The sequence below is a fragment of the Georgenia satyanarayanai genome (assembly GCF_023715365.1).
GTDB lineage: Bacteria > Actinomycetota > Actinomycetes > Actinomycetales > Actinomycetaceae > Oceanitalea > Oceanitalea satyanarayanai_B.
The window spans coordinates 135,534-155,553 of the sequence record NZ_JAMBNZ010000007.1 but is presented as its reverse complement, the minus strand read 5'-3'; the positions used below and the strand labels follow the sequence as shown (position 1 = coordinate 155,553).

Here is a 20,020-nt window from a genome sequence, read left to right as displayed (position 1 = left end):
GGCGCTGATGTCGACAACAACACGTGAGAGGCATGGACTGACATGACCATCACCCCGGTACCGGCGCCTCCCCGCCGCCGTGGCCGCACCTCCGCGCGGCCCGCGCGGGTGCGGAACACGCGGTACGCCTTCCTCGTCCCCGCGGCGATCTTCTTCGCCCTGTTCTCGATCTACCCGCTGTACACGCTCGTGTCGATGAGCCTGAGCGACGTCACGTCGGCGACGCTCAACACCGAGTGGGTCTTCAGCGGCCTGGAGAACTTCCGCGCCGGCTTCGAGTCGGGCGAGACGACCGCCGCCCTGGGGCGCACGCTCGTCTTCGTCCTCTTCGTCACCGTCGTCGGCATGGTCGGCGGGCTCGCCGCGGCGATCGCGCTGCGGACCACCGGCTGGTGGTCCGCGGCGGTCCTCGCCGTCATGGTCTTCGTCTGGGCACTGCCGCCGGTCGTCAACGGCAGCGTCTGGAAGTTCCTCCTCGCCGACGCCGGCCTCGTCAACATGGCCGCCCGCGCGCTCGGGCTCACGGAGACGGCGCTGCCCTTCCTCTACGACCCGCAGTGGGCGCTGTGGGCGGTGGCCTTTGTCAACGCCTGGGCCGTCATCCCGTTCAACGCCCTCGTCTTCCGGGCCGCGCTGATGAACATCTCCCCGGAGGTCTTCGAGGCCGCCTCGCTCGACGGCGCGAACAGGTGGCAGGAGATCCGCCACATCATGATCCCCGCCGCCCGCCCCACGGCCATGGTGCTGCTCGTCCTCACCATCGTGTTCGGCTTCCGCAGCTTCGACTACATCTACGTCATGACGTACGGCGGGCCGGGCTCGGCGACGACGACCCTGCCCTTCCTCGGGTACCTCCAGGCCTTTGGGCGCTACGACTTCGGCCTGGGATCGGCGACGTCGGTCATCACCGTGCTCCTCGTCGTCGTCCTGGCCCTCGTCTACGTCCGCAGCATCCGCCGCGAGGAGAGCGAGTCATGAGCATGAAGGCAGGTCCGGTCACCACCGGCATCAAGATCCTTCTCGCGCTGCTGTACGGCATCCCGCTCGTGTGGATCGTCCTCACGTCCTTCAAGTCCAGCGGCGACGTCTTCAGCAGCGACGCCACCCTCCTGTTCCGCCCCGTCACCGAGGCGTACGTCAACGTGCTGGGCCCGGACCTGGCGGTCGCGCTGCGCCAGTCGGTGATCATTGCGGTCGGGACGACGGCGCTCGTCCTCCTCATCGGGATCCCGGCGGCCTACGCTCTGGCTCGCACGAGCGGTTTCATCACCTCCGTCGGCCTGGCCCTGCTCATCGTCCTGCAGATGCTCCCGCAGACGGCCAACGTCATCCCGCTGTTCCAGGTCTTTGGGAGCTGGGGGCTGCTCGACAGCACGCTCGGCGTCATCATCGCCGACACCGCCCTCCTCACGCCCTTCGCCGTCATGCTCATGCGTCCGTTCTTCCGGGCCGTGCCCGTCTCCCTGGAGGAGGCGGCCTCGCTGGACGGCGCGAACCTCGTGCGCACCTTCGCCCGGATCGTGCTTCCGGTGGCCCGCAACGGCGTCGCGACGACGGGGACGCTCGTCTTCATGCTCGCGTGGGGGGAGTTCCTCTACGCCGTCAACCTCTTCCTCTCACCGGGCACCTACCCGCTGAGTGCGCTCGTCGCGCAGCAGGTCGGCGCCTTCGGGATCGACTGGCCCGGCCTCATGGCGCTGGCCGTCCTCACATCGCTGCCGATCCTCGTCGTCTACGCCCTCAGCTACCGCCTGCTCCGCGACGGCCTCACCGTCGGCGCCGTCAAGTAGCCCCACCCGTTGCACGCCCCTTCTCACAAGGAGTTGGTTTCGCCATGCCCACAGGCCACGACGCGCAGGTCCGCGCGCTGCCCGTCTCTCCCTCGACCGGCCCCCTGCGCCCGCTCGACCTCCACGAGGTCCGCGTCACCGGCGGGTTCTGGAAGGACTTCCAGCAGCTCAACGCCACGGTGATGATCCGCCACGCCGAGGACTGGATGGAGCGGGTCGGGTGGATCGGAAACTTCGACGCGGCCGTCGAGGGCCGGCTGCCCGCCGACCGGCAGGGACGGGAGTTCGCCGACTCCGACGTCTACAAGCTCATGGAGGCGATGGCCTGGGAGGTCGGGCGCACCGGCGACGCCGAGCTCGAGGCCCGCTTCCAGGCGCTGGTCGAGCGCATCGAGCCGGTCCAGGAGGAGGACGGCTACCTCAACACGCACTTCGGCCGGCCCGGCCAGCAGCCGCGCTACAGCGACATGGAGTGGGGTCACGAGCTCTACTGCTTCGGCCACCTCATCCAGGCCGGTGTCGCCCGCGGCCGCACGCACGGGCGTGACCGCTTCGTCGAGATCGCGATCCGCGCCGCCGACCACGTGTGCGAGGCCTTCGGTCCCGACGGGCTCGACACGATCTGCGGGCACCCGGAGATCGAGCCGGCCCTGGCCGAGCTGGCTCGCTACACGGGGGAGCGCAAGTACCTCGACCAGGCGCGGCTGTTCGTCGAGCGCCGCGGCCACGGGCGCCTCGGGGAGATCTGGTTCGGCCCGGAGTACTTCCAGGAGGACGTCCCGGTGCGCGAGGCCGAGGTGCTGCGCGGTCACGCCGTGCGGGCGCTCTACCTCGCCGCCGGCGCGATCGACGTCGCGGTGGAGACCGGCGACGAGGAGCTGCTCGGCGCGGTCACCCGCCAGATGAGCCGGACCGTCGCCCGCCGCACCTACCTCACGGGCGGCATGGGCGCCCACCACGAGGGCGAGGCCTTCGGCGACGACTTCGAGCTCCCGTCGGACCGCGCCTACTCCGAGACCTGCGCCGGCGTCGGCGCCGCCATGGTGGGGGAGCGGCTGCTCCTCGCCACCGGCGACCCCGTCCACGCCGACCTCGTCGAGCGGGTGCTGCTCAACGTCGTCGCCACCTCCCCGTCCGAGGACGGCCACGCTTTCTTCTACACCAACACCCTCCACCAGCGGGAGCCCGGGACCACGGCGGCCACCGACGAGGTTGCCGCCCGTGCCGCCTCGAGCCTGCGGGCGCCCTGGTTCGCAGTCTCGTGCTGCCCGACGAACGTCGCTCGCACGATCGCCTCCTTCGGCACCTACGTGGCCACGGCCGACGACGACGGCGTCCAGCTCCAGCAGCTCGTCACCTCCGAGGTCCGCACCACGCTGCCCGACGGCTGCCCCGTCGCCCTGGACGTCGAGACGGAGTACCCCCACGACGGGCGGGTGCGCGTCACCGTCCGCGAGGACGCCACCCGGCCCTGGACGCTGCGGGTGCGCGTGCCCGGCTGGGCCACCGCCGGCGCCGTCCTGCGCGTCGACGGGGAGGAGACGACCGTCCTGCCAGGCTACGCCGAGGTGCGCCGCGCCTTCCGGGCGGGCGACGTCGTCGAGCTCGACCTGCCCGTGCGTGCCCGCTGGACGTGGGCCGACCCGCGCGTGGATGCCGTGCGCGGCCAGGTGGCCGTCGAGCGCGGGCCGCTCGTCATGGCCCTGGAGTCAACGGACCTGGGCGAGGACGTCAACCTCGCCGCCGTCGATGTCGAGGCAGCGCCGGTGGAGCGTGACGGCCAGGTGCTCGTCCGGGTCCGCACTGCGGCGCCCGGCGAGCGCGACTGGCCCTTCGCGGACGAGCCGGCCCACCCGGAGACGGTGGCCGACGCCGGGCTCGTCCCGCTCGTGCCCTACCACCGCTGGGGCAACCGCGGCCCCTCGACGATGCGCGTCTGGATCCCCGAGGCCTGACCACGCGCCGAGTACGCACGTACGGTCACCGGACGCGCTTTCCTGGGCGCTCTCCGTGACCGAGTGTGCGTACTCGGCAAATCGCAATGTGAGCGGTAACATCGTCGGCGATGGGTCGATGACGACGAAACGTGAGGACACGAATGACGCCCAGGACAACCACCTCCGTCACCGGCATGAAGGAGAGCCCGCGATGAGAGCGCTGACCGACCTCACCGCCGAGCAGCGCGAGGCGGTGGCCAACACGCGCGGCATCGTCGCCTCCCTCCACGCCGAGCTGCCGCGCAACGGGCTCGTCGTGTGGACCGCGGGGAACGTCTCCCAGCGGGTGCCCGGCACCGACCTGTTCGTCATCAAGCCCTCGGGCGTCTCCTACGACGAGCTGGCCCCCGACGTCATGGTCGTGTGCGAGCTGGACGGCACGAAGATCGACGACGGCACCGCGGCCCACCTGCAGCCCTCGTCCGACACCGCCGCGCACGCGTACGTCTACCGGCACATGCCGGAGGTGGGCGGCGTCGTCCACACCCACTCGCCCTACGCGACGGCGTGGGCAGCGGTGGGTGAGCCCGTGCCGTGCACGCTGACGATGATGGCCGACGAGTTCGGCGGCCCGGTGCCGATCGGCCCCTTCGCGCTCATCGGGGACGACTCCATCGGCCGCGGCATCGTCGAGACGCTGCGCGGCTCACGCTCGCCGGCGGTGCTCATGCAGAACCACGGACCCTTCACCATCGGCAAGGACGCCCGCGCCGCCGTCAAGGCCGCCGTCATGGTCGAGGAGGTGGCCCGGACGACTTTCCTGGCCCGCCAGCTCGGCACCCCGATCCCCATGGACCAGGCGGACATCGACCGCCTCTACGACCGTTACCAGAACGTCTACGGCCAGCCCGCCGACGACGACGAGCAGGAGAGCTGACCATGGACAACCCCTTCGAGGGCAAGGAGATCTGGTTCCTCACCGGGAGCCAGGACCTCTACGGCGAGGACACCCTGGCCCAGGTGGCCGAGCAGTCGGCCCAGATCGTCGCGACGCTGGGCGAGGCCGCGCAGATTCCCGTCCGCATCGTGCTCAAGGGCACGATGAAGGACCGTGACGCGATCCGGGACACCGCCCGGGCCGCCAACGCCGACCCGCGCTGCCTCGGCGTCGTCGTGTGGATGCACACCTTCTCCCCGGCGAAGATGTGGATCCTCGGCCTCGAGGCGCTGGACAAGCCGATCCTCCACCTCCACACCCAAGCGAACCTCGCGCTGCCGTGGTCCACGATCGACATGGACTTCATGAACCTCAACCAGGCGGCGCACGGCGACCGGGAGTTCGCCTACCTCGCCACCCGGATGGGCGTGGCGCGCAAGACCGTCGTCGGGCACGCCAGCAACGAGCCGGTGCGCGACAAGATCGCCTCCTGGGCTCGCGCGGCCGCCGGCTGGGACGCGCTGCAGCACATGCGCGTGGCCCGGTTCGGGGACAACATGCGCGACGTCGCCGTCACCGAGGGGGACAAGACCGAGGCGGAGATCGCGCTCGGCGTCTCGATCAACACGTGGGGGGTCAACGACCTCGTCGAGCGGGTCGAGGCCGTGGAGGAGTCCGCGATCGACGCGCTCGTCGCCGAGTACGACGAGCTGTACGACGTCGTCCCCGAGCTGGGAGCCGGCGGTGAGCGGCGTGACTCGCTGCGCTACGGCGCCCGCCAGGAGCTCGGGCTGCGGTCCTTCCTCGAGGAGGGTGGCTTCACCGCCTTCACGACGAACTTCCAGGACCTCGGCGGCCTGCGCCAGCTGCCCGGCCTCGCCGTCCAGCGACTCATGGCCGACGGTTACGGCTTCGGCGCCGAGGGCGACTGGAAGACGGCGATCCTCGTGCGCGCCGCCAAGGTCATGGGCTACGGCCTGCCCGGCGGTGCCTCCCTCATGGAGGACTACACCTACGAGCTGACCCCGGGCCGGGAGAAGATCCTCGGCGCCCACATGCTCGAGGTCTGCCCGAGCCTCACCGCTGACCGCCCGTCACTGGAGATCCACCCGCTCGGCATCGGTGACCGCGAGGACCCGGTCCGCCTCAAGTTCACGGCGGACCCGGGCCCGGCCGTCCTCGTCTCCCTCGCCGACCTGCGCGAGCGCTTCCGCCTCACCGCGAACGTCGTCGACGTCGTCGAGCCGGACGAGGACCTTCCCAACCTGCCCGTCGCCTGCGCCGTGTGGGAGCCGCGCCCGGACTTCGCGACCTCCGCGGAGTGCTGGCTCACCGCCGGGGGAGCCCACCACACCGTGATGTCGACGGCGCTGGGCATCGAGGCCTTCGAGGACCTCGCCACCATCGCCGGCATCGAGCTCGCCGTCATCGACGAGGACACCTCGGCGCGGGCCTTCCGCGACGAGCTGCGCCTCAACCTTGCCTACTACCGCCTGGCGCAGGGTCTGTAGCAGGACGGTACGCAGAAGGGGCCGGCCCACCTGGGCCGGCCCCTTTCGCGCGCCGACCGGGCGCTCACCGCGGGACGTGCGGACCTGAGGACGCACGGACCACCAGCTCCGGCCGGCTGGACGTCGGGTCGGGCACGTTGCCCGCGAGCACCGCCAGGAGCGTCTCGATCGCTTGGCGGCCGACGTCGTCGAAGGGCTGTCGCACGGTCGTGAGGGACGGTGCGTAGAAGGCCGAGCCGGGGACGTCGTCGTACCCGACGACGGCGACGTCGTCGGGGATGCAGCGGCCTGCGTCGGCGAAGGCCCGGAGGAGACCGAGCGCCAGGTGGTCGTTCGCCGCGAAGACGGCCGTCGGGACATCACGCTGCCCGAGGAGCCGCTGCCCGGCCTCGTAGCCCTGGCCCGCGTCCCAGCCGCCCTCGACGACGTCGAGGGTCGGCAGACCGGCGTCGAGGAGCTCGAAACGCCACCCCTCGACGCGTGCACGTGCCTCGAACCAGTCCGCCGGGCCGGCGACGTGGGCGATGTGGCGGTGCCCAAGACCGATGAGGTGTGCGGTGGCGTCGCGCGCTCCTTGACGGTGGTCGATGGTGACCAGGTGGAGGGGGCCGGAGGTCGGCTGGTCAGCCGAGATGATGACGACGGGCAGCGAGACGGCCAGCTCGTGCGCCGCCTCGGCCGTCCTGACGGTGGGCGCCACGACGACGATCCCGTCGACGCGCAGGTCGAGGAAGAACTCGAGGACGTCGTGCGGGTTCGCGGTCGCGTCCTCGATCGCGGCGGTCACGCTCGCGTACCCAGCAGCACGGGCCGCGTGCTGGATCGCCGTCGTCGCGTGGCTCGGTCCGAAGAGCGTCACGCCCGGGGTCACGACGCCGATGAGCTGGCTGCGGTTCGTCGCCAGTGCCCGCGCAGACAGGTTGCGCCGGTAGCCGAGATCGGCGATCGCCCGGCGCACCCGCTCACGCGTCGCAGGCCGCACGAGCCCCGGCGAGTTCAGCACGCGTGAGACGGTCTGGTGGGACACCCCGGCTCGTGCGGCGACGTCGGCCATCACGGGCGGACGGTGCGGCGTCGGTCGTGCGTTCATCATGTCTCCTGCGGGCGGTGTCGACGTCGACTGCTCAGGTCTGGGCGGGTGAACGGGAGCGCGGTCTGCCTCGACCGCGCCCGCCCGACCCACTTGACCACGGCAATGTTAGCGCGCACAATGAGAGCGCTAACACACTGGCACACGCACATGGAGTGCGACAGGCATCGAGGTCGATGCGCTCGAGGAGGAGACATGTTCAGTAGCAGAGGCGCCCGCCTGCGGGCGACGGCAGCACTGGCAACAGCGGCCATGCTGGCCCTGGCCGGCTGTGGCGGAGGCAACGGCGACGCCGGCGACGACGGCGCGACCGGCGGCGGGGGCGGGGGTGACGAGCCGATCCGGGTCGGGTTCTCCCAGCTCGGAGCCGAGAGCGGGTGGCGCACGGCCAACACCGAGTCGGTCCAGGCCAGCCTGAGCGAGGAGAACGGCATCGAGCTCACCTTCGTCGATGCCCAGCAGAAGCAGGAGAACCAGATCCGGGCCCTGCGCGACTTCGTCTCGCAGGACATGGACGTCATCGCGTTCTCACCGGTCATCGAGACCGGCTGGGACCAGGTCCTGCAGGAGATCAAGGACGCCGGCATCCCCGTCGTCCTCGTGGACCGCACCGTCGAGACGACGGTCGAGGACCCCTTCGTCACGTGGATCGGCTCGGACTTCCGCGCCGAGGGCGTCACCGCGGGGGAGTGGGTGGCCGAGAACCACCCCGACGCCCAGATCTTCGAGCTCCAGGGCACGATGGGCTCCGGCGCACAGGTCGACCGCCAGGACGGCTTCCGGGAGGTCGTCGGGGACCAGGTCATCGGCGAGGCGAGCGGCAACTTCACCCGCGCCGAGGGCCGCACGGCCGTCGAAGCGGCGTTGCAGGCCTACCCGAACATGGATTTCATCTTCGCGCACAACGACGACATGGGGCTCGGGGCCATCGAGGCCATCGAGGCGGCCGGGATGAAGCCTGGTGAGGACATCACCATCGTCACCGTCGACGCCGTCAAGGACGGGCTCCAGGCCCTCGTCGACGGGAAGTTCAACTACGTCGTCGAGTGCAACCCGGTGTTCGGTGACCAGCTTGCCGAGCTCATCAGCAAGGTGCACGCCGGCGAGGAGGTCCCCGAGCAGACCTTCGTCGAGGAGAGCGCCTTCGACCAGACGATCACGCAGGAGTTCGTGGACGAGCGGCCGTACTGACGCAGGCCGGCGCCGGGAGCTCCCCGGCGCCGACCGCCGGCCCGCCACGGCGGCGGGCCGGCGTCGGTCACCCATCCCCCCACACGGAAGGTCGGCGATGTCCGCTGCACCCACCCCGGTCGTCGAGATGACCGGGATCACCATCACGTTCCCCGGTGTCAAGGCGCTCGACGCCGTCGACTTCCGGCTGTTCCCCGGTGAGGTCCACGCCCTCATGGGCGAGAACGGCGCCGGGAAGTCCACCCTCATCAAGGCGCTGACCGGCGTCTACGGCATCGACGCCGGCCGCGTCGTCGTCGCCGGCCGCGAGCAGCGCTTCAGCGACCCCGGCGCGGCCAAGGCGGCCGGGATCAGCACCGTGTACCAGGAGGTCAACCTCTGCGCGAACCTCACCGTCGGTGAGAACGTCATGCTCGGGCACGAGGTCCGCACCGGCCCCTTCATCAACTGGCGCGCCACCCACCGGGAGGCGGCGCGCCACCTCGCGCAGCTGGGCCTCGACATCGACCCCCGCTCGCCGCTCGCCTCGCACACCATCGCCGTGCAGCAGCTGTGCGCGATCGCCCGCGCGATCGTCGTGGACGCCAAGGTCCTCATCCTCGACGAGCCCACGTCGAGCCTGGACAAGGCCGAGGTCGCGGAGCTCTTCCGGGTCATCCGCCAGCTGCGGGACACCGGGGTCGCGGTCCTGTTCGTCTCTCACTTCCTCGAGCAGGTCTACGAGATCTCCGACCGGATGACCGTGCTGCGCAACGGCCGGCTCGTCGGGGAGCACCGCACCGCCGACCTCCCGCGCCTCGAGCTCATCTCGAAGATGATCGGCCGCGCCAGCGACGCCTTCGAGGACATCGAGCAGGAGGCGCGCGAGGTCGCCGCCCGTGACGTCAGCGGCGGCACGCCGCTCATGCGGATCGTCGGCCTGGGCAAGGACGGTTCCATCGAGCCCTTCGACCTCGAGCTGCACGCCGGTGAGATCGTCGGGATGGCGGGGCTGCTCGGGTCCGGCCGCACGGAGGCGGGACGGCTGCTCGCCGGGGTCGACCGGGCCGACCATGGCACCGTCGAGATCGACGGCACGGCGGTCCGGCTCAGCTCACCCCGGGTGGCGCTGAGCCACGACATCGCCTTCTCCACCGAGGACCGGAAGAAGGAGGGCATCGTCGGCGACCTCACCGTCCGGGAGAACATCGCGCTGGCGATCCAGGCCGGCCGTGGCACGTGGCGGCCCATCCCGCGCAAGGAGCTGGACGCGATCGTCGCCAAGTACATCACGGCGCTCGACATCAACCCGCCCAACCCGAACGCACTCATCAAGAACCTCTCCGGCGGCAACCAGCAGAAGGTGCTGCTCGCGCGCTGGCTCGCCACCTCGCCGCGGCTGCTCATCCTCGACGAGCCCACCCGCGGCATCGACATCGGGGCCAAGGCGGAGATCCAGAAGCTCGTCGCCGACCTCTCGCGCGACGGCATGGCCGTCGTCTTCATCTCCTCCGAGCTCGAGGAGGTGGTGCGCCTCAGCGAGCGGATCCTCGTGCTCCGCGACCGTCAGGTCATCGCGGAGGTCACCAACGACGACGACGTCACCCCCGGGTCCATCCTCGAGACCATCGCGAGCGGAGCACAGGAGACATGACCGCGTCCACCGACCGACCGGCAGGGCGCAACCTGCTGCGCGACATCTCGAGCCACGGCATGTTCTGGCCGATCGTCGCCCTCGTCCTCCTCGTCCTCGCCTGCGGGCTGCGCAGCCCCGGCTTCCTCGACGTCACCGTCCGTGACGGGCACCTGTTCGGCCAGCTGGTCGACATCGCGCGCAACAGCGCGACACCGCTCCTGCTCGCCCTGGGCATGTGCCTCGTCATCGCCACCGGAGGCATCGACCTCTCGGTCGGCGCGATCATGGCGATCTCCCTCGCCGTCTCCCTCGAGTACATCGACGGCGCAGCCGACCCCGGTGCCGCCACGGCGATCACCGCCGTCGGCCTCGGGCTGCTCGTCGGCACGCTCGTCGGCGTCTTCAACGGCTTCCTCGTCACCGTCCTGGGGATCCAACCCTTCATCGCGACGCTCATCCTCATGGTCGCCGGGCGCGGCATCGCCATGCTCATCACCCAGGGGCAGATCACCACGGTGACCAGTCCGCCCTTCAAGTCGATCGGCTCGGGCTTCGTGCTGGGGATCCCGACACCGGTGGTCATCGCGCTGGCCGTGTTCGTGCTCCTCACGCTGGTGGTCCGGCGGACCGCGCTCGGCATGTTCCTCGAGTCCATCGGCATCAACGGGGAGGCCTCCCGCCTCTCCGGCGTCAAGGCGCGCAGCACGACGTGGATCGTCTACGTCATCGCCGGGCTCCTCGCCGGGCTCGCGGGCATCGTCTACGGTGCCCCGACGATGGCGGCCGACGCCAACAACATCGGCCTCATGCGAGAGCTCGACGCCATCATGGTCGTCGTGCTCGGCGGCACGAAGCTCTCCGGCGGACGTTTCTACCTCGGCGGCGTCGTCGTCGGTGCACTCATCCTCAGCACCATCGAGCGGGCCGTCATCATCTTCCAGCTGCCCTCCGAGACGACGCCGCTGTTCAAGGCGCTCGTCCTCATCGCCGTCACGGTCGCGGCGTCGCCGATCCTGCGCGAGCGCGTGCAGCTGCGGCGGGCCCGGGCAGACGTCAACCCCGAGAAGGTGGCAGCGTGAGATCACAGACGCAGACCCGTGGAACGACGGAGGCCGGCTCGCAGGCCACGCCTCCCGCGCCCGGCGCCCGAGCGGCGCTGCAGGCCCGCATCGGCCGGCTGGACCGGCGCTTCCTCCCGGTGGTGGGCACCGTTGCCACCCTGGTGGTCATGCTCGGGGTCGGTCAGGCCCGCTACAGCACGGACCGCGCGAGCTTCGTCAGCATGCGGCTGTTCTCCAACCTGCTGGTGGACAACTCCTACCTGCTCGTCCTCGCCGTCGGGATGACCTTCGTCATCCTCACCGGGGGGATCGACCTCTCCGTCGGTGCCGTCGTCGCGCTCGTCGGCCTCACGGTCGCCCAGCTGTTCATCGCCGGGGTGCCGTTGCCGATCGTGCTCGCGGTCGGCGTCCTCATCGGCACCCTGTGCGGCCTGCTCATCGGCGTCATGGTCCAGGTGTTCGACATCCAACCCTTCATCGCCTCGCTCGCCGTCATGTTCCTCGCCCGTGGCCTGGCCAACGTCGTCAGCGTGCAGTCGCTCGCCATCGACGATCCCGGCTTCTCCGCGCTGGCCTCCTGGAGCCTGCAGTTCGGGGAGGGCAGCAGCCTCTGGCGGGTCAACTCGAGCATGGTCGTCGCCCTCGTCGTCCTCCTCCTCGCGTTCTACCTGCTCCACTACACGCGCTTCGGCCGCACCGTCTACGGGCTGGGCAGCGGGGACGACGGGTCGGCCGTCCGGCTCATGGGCCTGCGCGGGGAGCGGACGCGGATCCTCGTGTACGTCATCAGCGGCACGTGCGCGGGCATCGCGGGCATCCTCTTCGCCTTCTACACCCGCTCCGGGTTCAACCTCACCGGGATCGGCATGGAGCTCGACGCGATCGCGGCCGTCGTCATCGGTGGCACGCTCCTCGCCGGCGGCGTGGGCTTCGTCCTCGGCACCGGTGTGGGCGTGCTCGTCTACGGCCTCATCCAGGTGCTCATCGCCCGTGAGGGGCTCGACTCGTGGTGGACCCGCGTGTTCATCGGGATCGTGCTGCTTGCCTTCGTCATCCTGCAGCGCGCGATCTCGGTGCGCCGCAGGAGCTGACACCCCGATCGCCGGGGTGGCGGGCGGCCACCTGCCACCCCGGCGCACCGTACGACGTCCGGACCATTGGAGGGCCTCACACACGACGACACGGCATGTCCCCACTCGCGTACACGAATGGAGCACCATGATTGTCTCTCGACGGCGCACTGCAGCGCCACCAGCTGTTGCTTTTCTCACCGCCCTCACGCTCACGGCGGGGATGCTCGCCGGTACGACGACGGCGTCCGGAGCGGCGCCCCCCGAGATTCTGCCCGCCGATGCCTGGCTCGAGGACTTCGACGCTGAGTCCCTCGGCGAGCGGTGGACCGTTCTCGACGAGTCGGCCGAGAGCTGGCGCCTCGAGGACGGCGCCCTCACGATCGCCTCGCTGCCCGGTGACACCTACCAGTCGGACAACGACGCGCAGAACGTCTTCGTCGTCGACGTCCCCGTCGGCGACTTCACGGCCGTCACGTCCTTCACCGCGCCGCCCGTCCAAGACTTCCAGGGCGCCGGCCTCATCGCCCTCGCCGACATGGACAACTACGTCCGGGCCGGTTTGGCGCACGTGGGCTTCGCCGAGGGCGGTCCGGTCGTCCTCGAGACCGACCTCGAGGTGGGCGGCGCGTTCACCGCGTCCTTTGCGCCGCGGCCCGGCTCGACGGGAGAGACGCTGCGGCTGCAGCGCTCCGGTGACACCGTCACGACGAGCTACTGGGAGGAGGGGGCGTGGGTGGAGGCCGGCCGCGTGACGGTCGGCTTCGACATCACGCAGGTGGGGCTCTACGCCCTCGCGCCGGGTGGTGCCTCGTCCCACGACGCGGTCTTCGACTACTTCGCGATCTCGCCGGCGGACGTGCCCGAGCCGGACGACCCCGGTGAGCCGGAGGAGCCAGGTGAGCCGGAGCTGCCCGGCGAGCCGGGGGAGCCCGAGGAGCCGACGGAGGCGCGGGCCAGCCTGCACATCGACGGTGACGGCACCGACATCGAGATGAGCCCCGACCTGTACGGGCTCTTCTACGAGGACATCAACTACGCCGCGGACGGCGGCCTGTACGCCGAGCTCGTGCGCAACCGCTCCTTCGAGTTCAACGCCGTCGACAACGCCTCCTACACCGGCCTCACCGGCTGGCAGGTGGTCCAGCCGGCCGGCGGCTCCGCGACGGCCGAGGTGGTCTCGGACGAGGAGCGGCTGAACGACGCAAACCGCTACTACCTGCGTCTGGACGCGACGGCCGGTGGTGCCGCGATCCGCAACGAGGGCTTCAGCGCCCCGGGCCTGGCCCTCGAGGCGGGGGTGGCGTACGACTTCTCCGTCTGGGCCCGCACCACCGCCGCCCAGGACCTGTCCATCCGGCTCGAGGACGCCGCCGGGACCGAGGTCCACGGGACCGCCGCCGTCGCCGTCGACGGCTCGGACGAGTGGACCAGGTACGAGGTGACGCTCACGTCCGACACCACCACCGACGCCGGCCGACTGACGGTGGAGACGGGCGCCGCCGGGCTGCTGCGCCTCGACATGGTCTCCCTCATGCCGGGCAACACGTGGGAGGGGCCGGTCAACGGGCAGTACGGCCTGCGCGCCGACCTCACGCAGAAGCTCGCCGACCTCGACCCGTCCTTCCTCCGCTTCCCCGGTGGCTGCCTCATCGCGGGCAGCTACGACACCTACGCCGGCAGCGGCTACGAGGACCGGGCACGGATCTTCCACTGGAAGGAGACCATCGGTCCCCTCGAGGAGCGGGCGACGAACAAGAACTGGTGGGGCTACAACCAGACCTACGGGATCGGCTACCTCGAGTACTTCATGCTCGCCGAGGACCTGGGCGCGCTGCCGCTCCCGGTCGTGTCCGTCGGCACCAACGCCTGCGGTGGCCCGGCGGCCACCCAGGACCCGGAGGTCCTCGACACGCTCATCGACGACACCCTCGACCTCATCGAGTTCGCCACCGGGGACGTCGACACCGAGTGGGGTGCGGTCCGCGCCGAGCTCGGCCACCCCGAGCCCTTCGACCTCGAGTACATCGGGCTGGGCAACGAGGACTCCCAGCGGGAGTACTTCGAGAACTACCCGCTGTTCCACGACGCGATCCGCGAGGCGTACCCGGAGATCTCGATCGTCTCCAACTCCAGCTTCGCCTCGGGCGGGGCCCTGTTCGACGAGCTGTGGGACTTCGCCACCGCGCAGGGGGCGGACATGGTCGACGAGCACTACTACAACGACGCCGACTGGTTCCTCGCCAACACCGACCGGTACGACAGTTACGACCGGGAGGGTCCGGACGTCTTCATCGGTGAGTACGCCTCACGCGGCAACCGCTTCGCCAACGCGCTGGCGGAGGCGGCCTACCTCACCGGCATCGAGCGCAACTCCGACATCGTGCGGATGGCTTCCTACGCCCCGCTGTTCGCCAACGACCAGCACGTGCAGTGGGCCGACGCGAACCTCATCCACTTCGACAACGACGAGTCGTGGGAGACGCCGAACTACTGGGTCCAGCACCTCTTCTCCAACAACCGCGGCCACGAGGTCGTGCCGAGCGCCCTCGAGGGTGGCGAGGTCGAGGTGCCCGACACGTCCGGCGGGGTGTTCCTGTCCACCTGGGCGACGAGCGCCGCGTACGACGACCTCGTCGTCACGGGCGACGACGGCGAGGTGCTGCTGGCGGAGGACTTCACCGACGGCGCCGAGGACTGGGCACCGGTCGCCGGCACCTGGGAGGTCGTCGACGGTCAGTACCGCCAGACGTCCACCTCGATCGAGGACGCGCGCACGGTCCCGGCCGGTGCCTACGACGAGGAGTGGACGAACTACACCGTGGAGCTCACCGCGACGAAGCTCGCCGGCAGCGAGGGCTTCCTCGTCGGCTTCGCCGCCGGCGGACCGCAGGACTTCTACTGGTGGAACATCGGGGGCTGGAACAACACCAGGTCCGTCCTCGAGCGCGCGAACGGCGCCCGTCAGGGTGAGGTCGCGGCGCGGGAGAACGTCTCCCTGACCACGGGGCAGGAGTACGACGTGCGCATCGAGGTGGAGGGCACGACGATCCGTCTCTACCTCGACGACGAGCTCCACCTGGAGTACACCGAGCCCGCGCCGAGCAGCACCTTGCACCACGTCGTCACCCGCGACGTCGACAGCGAGGAGCTCATCGTCAAGGTGGTCAACTCGGCCGACACGGCCGCGGCCACGGACATCACCGTGGGTGACGTGACCGTGGCACCGACCGCCCGGGTCACCGAGATCACGGCTGACCCGGCCGCGGTGAACACCAAGGCCGACCCGGCCGTGGTCGTCCCGGTCGAGCGGGAGCTCACGACGGCGGGTGAGGAGTTCACCTACGAGTTCCCCGCCCACTCGGTGACCTTCCTCCGGCTCGCCGTCGACGACGGCGACACGCCCGGACCGGACCCGACGGACCCCGGGCCGACCGACCCGGAGCCGACCGACCCGGGGCCCACGGACCCCGGGCCGACGGACCCCGGACCGACGACGCCGACCGACCCGCCCGCCGGCGAGCCGGACGACTCGTCGGGCCCGGGCAGCGGACGCCTCCCCGCCACCGGGGCGGGCTTCGTGGGTCCGCTGGCCCTGGTCGTCCTCGCGCTGCTCGGCGCGGGCCTCGCACTGCGCGCCAGGCGCGGCGGCGGGCTGGAGAGCTGAGACGTGGCGGGGGCGGCGGGGGGGGGTCGCCGGCCCCGCCACGTCCCCCTGGTCACAACCCTCGGCGTGCGACGCCGCACGCCGTCTTCGAGAAAGGACGACGGATGAGACAGCGACGGACCGTGGCAACGGTCGCGGCTGCAGCACTCGGCGCCGGCATGGTCGTGGGGCTTCCCGCGCTGGCCGCCGCCCAGGAGGACGGGCTCGTCCTCCACTACCCCCTCTCGGGGGACGGAGGGACCACCGCGCAGGACGTCTCGGGCCACGAGCGGCACGGCGAGATCCTCGGCGGCGCCGAGCTCGGTCCCGCGGGGCTCGTGCTCGACGGAGTCGACGACCACGTCGACCTGCCGGACGACCTCATGCGCGGCCTGGACGCGATCACGGTGGCCTTCGACGTGCGCGTGGACCCGGACCTCGGCGGCGCACACTTCATCTACGGCCTGGGCAACACCGCGGGCTCCAGCGGGGACGGCTACCTCTTCGCCGAGGGCAACCCCCTGCGCACGGCCATCGCGACGGGGAACTGGTCCACCGAGCAGAACACCGACGCCGGCCGCAACCTGCCGCGCGACGTGTGGACGCACGTCACCTACACGCTGGCCGACGGCGTGGGCACCCTGTACGAGAACGGCGTCGAGGTCGCGCGGAACACCGAGATCACCATCACGCCGGGCGACATCGGCGACGGGACGACGACCGCCAACTACATCGGCCGCTCGCTCTACTCCGGCGACCCCTACTTCAAGGGCGCCGTCCACGACTTCCGTATCTACGACCACGCGCTCGAGGCGGAGGAGGTCGAGCAGATCAGCGCGCAGAACGCCGCGGCGGCGCTCGCGACCGACGTCGCAGCTTTCGACATCGGCGACACCAGCGCGGTCACCGAGGACCTCGAGCTGCCCAGCAGCAGCGAGGGCGGCTCGGCCGTCACCTGGTCGACCTCGGACCCAGACGTCGTCACCGCGGCGGGGGTCGTCACGCGGCCCCCGTTCGGGCAGGACCCGGCGACCTCCACGCTCACGGCCACCCTGAGCCAGCGCGGCGCGAGCGCGGAGAAGGAGTTCACCGTCACCGTCGTCCCGCTGGCTGACGACCAGGCACGGGCCGAGGCGGCCGCGGCCGCGCTCGTCGTCCACAACCTCGATGACGTCCGCGGGAACCTATACCTGCCCACCGAGGGGCCGGACCGCGCGAGCGTCAGCTGGGAGTCCGCGGACCCCGCGACCATCACGGCCACGGGAGAGGTCACCCGACCGGCGCACGGACAGCCCGACGTCGAGGTCGCGCTCACCGCGAGCGTGGCGATCGGCTCCGGTGTCGCCACGCGGACCCTCGATGCCCGGGTGCCGGCACTGCCCGCACCGACCGACTACGAGGGCTACCTCTTCTCCCACTTCCTCGGCGAGGGGCTCCAGCACGGCGAGCAGGTCTACTTCGCGCTGAGCGAGGGCAACGACCCGCTGCACTACACGAACCTCAACGACGGCGAGCCCGTCATGGTCTCGACGAGCGGTGAGATGGGCCTGCGGGACCCCTTCATCATCCGCTCGCCCGAGGGCGACAAGTTCTACCAGATCGCCACCGACCTGAGGATGTGGAACCAGTCGAGCGGCAGCTGGGACGAGGTCCAGCGGCGCGGCAGCCGGAACATCGTCGTGTGGGAGTCCACCGACCTCGTCACCTGGTCGGAGAGCTGGGTGGCCGAGGTGGCGCCGGAGAACGCCGGCAACGCCTGGGCCCCGGAGATCTTCTACGACGCGGACCTGGGGGAGTACGTCGTCTTCTGGGCCTCCAAGCTCTACGACAGCCCCGAGCACTCCGGTGACACCCACAACCGGATGATGTACGCGACCACCCGGGACTTCCGCACCTTCAGCGAGCCGGAGATCCTCATCGACGCCGGCTACTCCGTCATCGACACGACAATGATCGAGCACGACGGCCAGGTCCACCGCTTCTCCAAGAACGAGGCGAACCGCTCGGCGGCCAACCCTGGTGGCAAGCACGTCTTCCAGGAGGTCGGCTCCGGCCCGCTCGCCGAGGACTTCACGCTCGTGCGGGAGGGCGTCGGGGCCGGCGACATCAACCAGGGCGAGGGCCCCCTCGTGTTCAAGGCGAACGGCGAGGAGCGCTGGTACCTGTTCATCGACGAGTACGGGGGCCGCGGCTACGTCCCCTTCACCACGACCGACCTCGACAGCGGCGAGTGGACGATGCTCGAGGCCGGGGAGTACTCCTTCCCGAGCCGCTTCCGCCACGGCACCGTCCTGCCGGTCACGGGCGCGGAGTGGCAGGCGCTGCAGAACGCCTACGGGGAGGCTGACGACGCGGCCGCCGTCGAGCGGGACCTCGACGCCGTCGCCCTCCCGAACCTCACCGACGTGCGCGGCAACATCACGCTGCCCACGGAGGGGGAGAACGGGACTGCGCTGAGCTGGGTCTCCGGCGACGAGGACGTCATCACACCGACCGGTGAGGTGACCCGTCCAGCGGCCGGCGAGGAACCGGTGCACGTCGCGCTCACCGTCACCGGCACCAAGGGCGAGGTGAGCGACGTGCGGATCTTCGTCGCGACCGTCCAGCCCCTGCCGGTCGCGGAGGAGCCCGAGGCGTACTTCTTCCCGCACTTCAAGGGGGAGAGCACGCCCGACGGCGAGCAGATCTACTTCGCGGCGAGCAACGGCAACGACGCGCTCGACTGGCTGCCGCTCAACGACGACGACGTCGTCCTCGAGTCGACGATGGGGGAGGAGGGGCTGCGCGACCCCTTCATCATCCGGTCCCACGAGGGCGACCGCTTCTACCTCCTGGCCACGGACCTCAAGACCTACCGCCCGGGCCAGGGGCCGGACTTCGCCCGCGCGCAGCAGTCCGGCTCCCTCAACCTCATGGTGTGGGAGTCCACCGACCTCGTGACGTGGAGCGAGCAGCGAATGGTGGAGGTCAACACGCCCTACGCCGGCAACACGTGGGCCCCGGAGGCGCACTACGTCGAGGACCTCGGCATGTACGCCGTGTACTGGGCCTCGAACCTGTACGAGACGACCGAGACCGAGGGCCGCAGCACCTGGGACAGCTACAACCGGATGATGATCTCCTTCACCCGGGACTTCGTCACCTTCACCGACCCGGAGGTGTGGATCGACATCTACCGCGAGCCCGGGCGCGGCGTGATCGACTCGACCGTCGTCGAGCACGAGGACACGTACTACCGCTTCACCAAGGACGAGCGCAACGACATCATGGAGGTGCTCCTCGAGAAGTCCCCCGACCTCCTGCGCTACCAGGAAGGGGCGGTGGGGACGTCGTGGGAGCTCATCACCGAGCGGATCGGCTCCGGTGACCCGCTGCGGCACGCGGAGGGCCCGACGGCGTTCCGGGCCAACCCCGGCGACGTCAATGTCGAGCCGGGGCAGAACACGTGGTTCCTCTTCCAGGACTGGCCGCCCTACGGCGGCGGTGACGGCTACGTCGCCTTCTCCTGCACCGACCTCGACGACGGCGACTGCTGGACCCACGAGCCGGGGCTCAACCTCAGCGCCCGCCACGGCACGGTGCTGCCCATCACCGCCACCGAGCGCGAGCGGCTGCTGCGTGAGTACCAGCCCGACGCGCTGGTGGACGCGGTGGCTCCCGTCGAGCTCACGACGGCGGTGGGGCAGGCGCCGGTGCTGCCGGGGACTGTCACGGTCACCTACGCCGACGGCTCGACCGGTGAGCTGCCGGTGACGTGGGCGGACGTCGAGCCGGGAGCCTACGCGGAGCCCGGGACGTTCACCGTCGAGGGCGCCGTCGAGGGCACCGCCCTGCCGGCGGTGGCCACCGTCGTCGTCGAGGACGTGAACCCGACGGACCCGCCGACGGACCCGACGGATCCGACGGACCCGACCGACCCGCCGACGGACCCGACGGACCCGACGGACCCGACGGACCCGACGGATCCGCCGACCGGTCCGAGCGGCCCCTCGATGGACCCCTCCGCTGACCCGAGCGCCTCACCCGTGCCGCCCACGGGTGGCGGCGCGGGCGGGCTGCCCGTGACGGGTGTCGGGGGCGCGCTCGCGGTGCTCGCCCTCGGGCTCCTCCTCGCGGGCACGGCGCTGGTCCTGCGGCGCCGCTCCGCGGCCTGACGCACCGGGTACGCAGAA

At 70.8% G+C, this 20,020-nt stretch carries 12 protein-coding genes; 11 read left to right on the top strand and 1 reads right to left on the bottom strand.

All coding sequences use genetic code 11. The features are described 5' to 3' along the window. Positions 1-42 precede the first annotated feature (42 nt). The 5 genes from M3148_RS10630 (at position 43) to araA (ending at position 6,175) form a co-directional block, all read left to right on the top strand. On the top strand, positions 43-978 hold the full coding sequence (locus M3148_RS10630; RefSeq protein WP_251304670.1) for a carbohydrate ABC transporter permease: 936 nt from the start codon (positions 43-45) through the stop codon (positions 976-978). Then, positions 975-1,790, top strand: a complete 816-nt coding sequence (locus M3148_RS10625) for a carbohydrate ABC transporter permease (protein ID WP_251304669.1) — start codon at positions 975-977, stop codon at positions 1,788-1,790. Before M3148_RS10630 ends, M3148_RS10625 begins: the two co-directional genes overlap by 4 nt. A gap of 44 nt (positions 1,791-1,834) precedes the next feature. Further along, positions 1,835-3,745 carry a glycoside hydrolase family 127 protein gene (locus M3148_RS10620; RefSeq protein WP_251304668.1) on the top strand — a complete coding sequence of 637 codons (1,911 nt, stop codon included), beginning with the start codon at positions 1,835-1,837 and terminating at the stop codon, positions 3,743-3,745. A 193-nt stretch (positions 3,746-3,938) separates the two neighbouring features. Further along, positions 3,939-4,664, top strand: coding sequence for an L-ribulose-5-phosphate 4-epimerase (locus M3148_RS10615; protein ID WP_251304667.1), 726 nt, complete (start codon positions 3,939-3,941; stop codon positions 4,662-4,664). Between the two features lie 2 nt (positions 4,665-4,666). Beyond that, entirely contained in the window at positions 4,667-6,175 is a 1,509-nt protein-coding gene (araA, locus tag M3148_RS10610) for an L-arabinose isomerase (RefSeq protein ID WP_251304666.1), read from the top strand. A 64-nt stretch (positions 6,176-6,239) separates the two neighbouring features. On the opposite strand, the gene M3148_RS10605 is transcribed toward araA, so the two are convergent. Further along, a complete protein-coding gene (locus M3148_RS10605; RefSeq protein ID WP_251304665.1) occupies positions 6,240-7,265 on the bottom strand; it encodes a LacI family DNA-binding transcriptional regulator in 1,026 nt (341 codons plus the stop codon). A 195-nt stretch (positions 7,266-7,460) separates the two neighbouring features. Here M3148_RS10605 and M3148_RS10600 point away from each other — a divergent pair, with 195 nt between their 5' ends. From M3148_RS10600 to M3148_RS10575, 6 genes are all read left to right on the top strand, one after another. Beyond that, entirely contained in the window at positions 7,461-8,456 is a 996-nt protein-coding gene (locus M3148_RS10600) for an ABC transporter substrate-binding protein (RefSeq protein WP_251304664.1), read from the top strand. Positions 8,457-8,553: 97 nt separating this feature from the next. Beyond that, on the top strand, positions 8,554-10,089 hold the full coding sequence (locus M3148_RS10595) for a sugar ABC transporter ATP-binding protein (RefSeq protein ID WP_251304663.1): 1,536 nt from the start codon (positions 8,554-8,556) through the stop codon (positions 10,087-10,089). After that, positions 10,086-11,150 carry an ABC transporter permease gene (locus tag M3148_RS10590; protein WP_251304662.1) on the top strand — a complete coding sequence of 355 codons (1,065 nt, stop codon included), beginning with the start codon at positions 10,086-10,088 and terminating at the stop codon, positions 11,148-11,150. The genes M3148_RS10595 and M3148_RS10590 overlap by 4 nt, the downstream gene beginning before the upstream one ends. Continuing rightward, positions 11,147-12,223 (top strand): ABC transporter permease subunit, encoded by a 1,077-nt coding sequence (locus tag M3148_RS10585; RefSeq protein ID WP_251304661.1) that lies wholly within the window; start codon positions 11,147-11,149, stop codon positions 12,221-12,223. The genes M3148_RS10590 and M3148_RS10585 overlap by 4 nt, the downstream gene beginning before the upstream one ends. A gap of 127 nt (positions 12,224-12,350) precedes the next feature. Beyond that, on the top strand, positions 12,351-15,869 hold the full coding sequence (locus tag M3148_RS10580; RefSeq protein WP_251304660.1) for an alpha-L-arabinofuranosidase C-terminal domain-containing protein: 3,519 nt from the start codon (positions 12,351-12,353) through the stop codon (positions 15,867-15,869). Positions 15,870-15,973: 104 nt separating this feature from the next. Continuing rightward, entirely contained in the window at positions 15,974-20,002 is a 4,029-nt protein-coding gene (locus M3148_RS10575) for an immunoglobulin-like domain-containing protein (RefSeq protein WP_285884159.1), read from the top strand. The last annotated feature ends 18 nt before the right edge of the window (positions 20,003-20,020 follow it).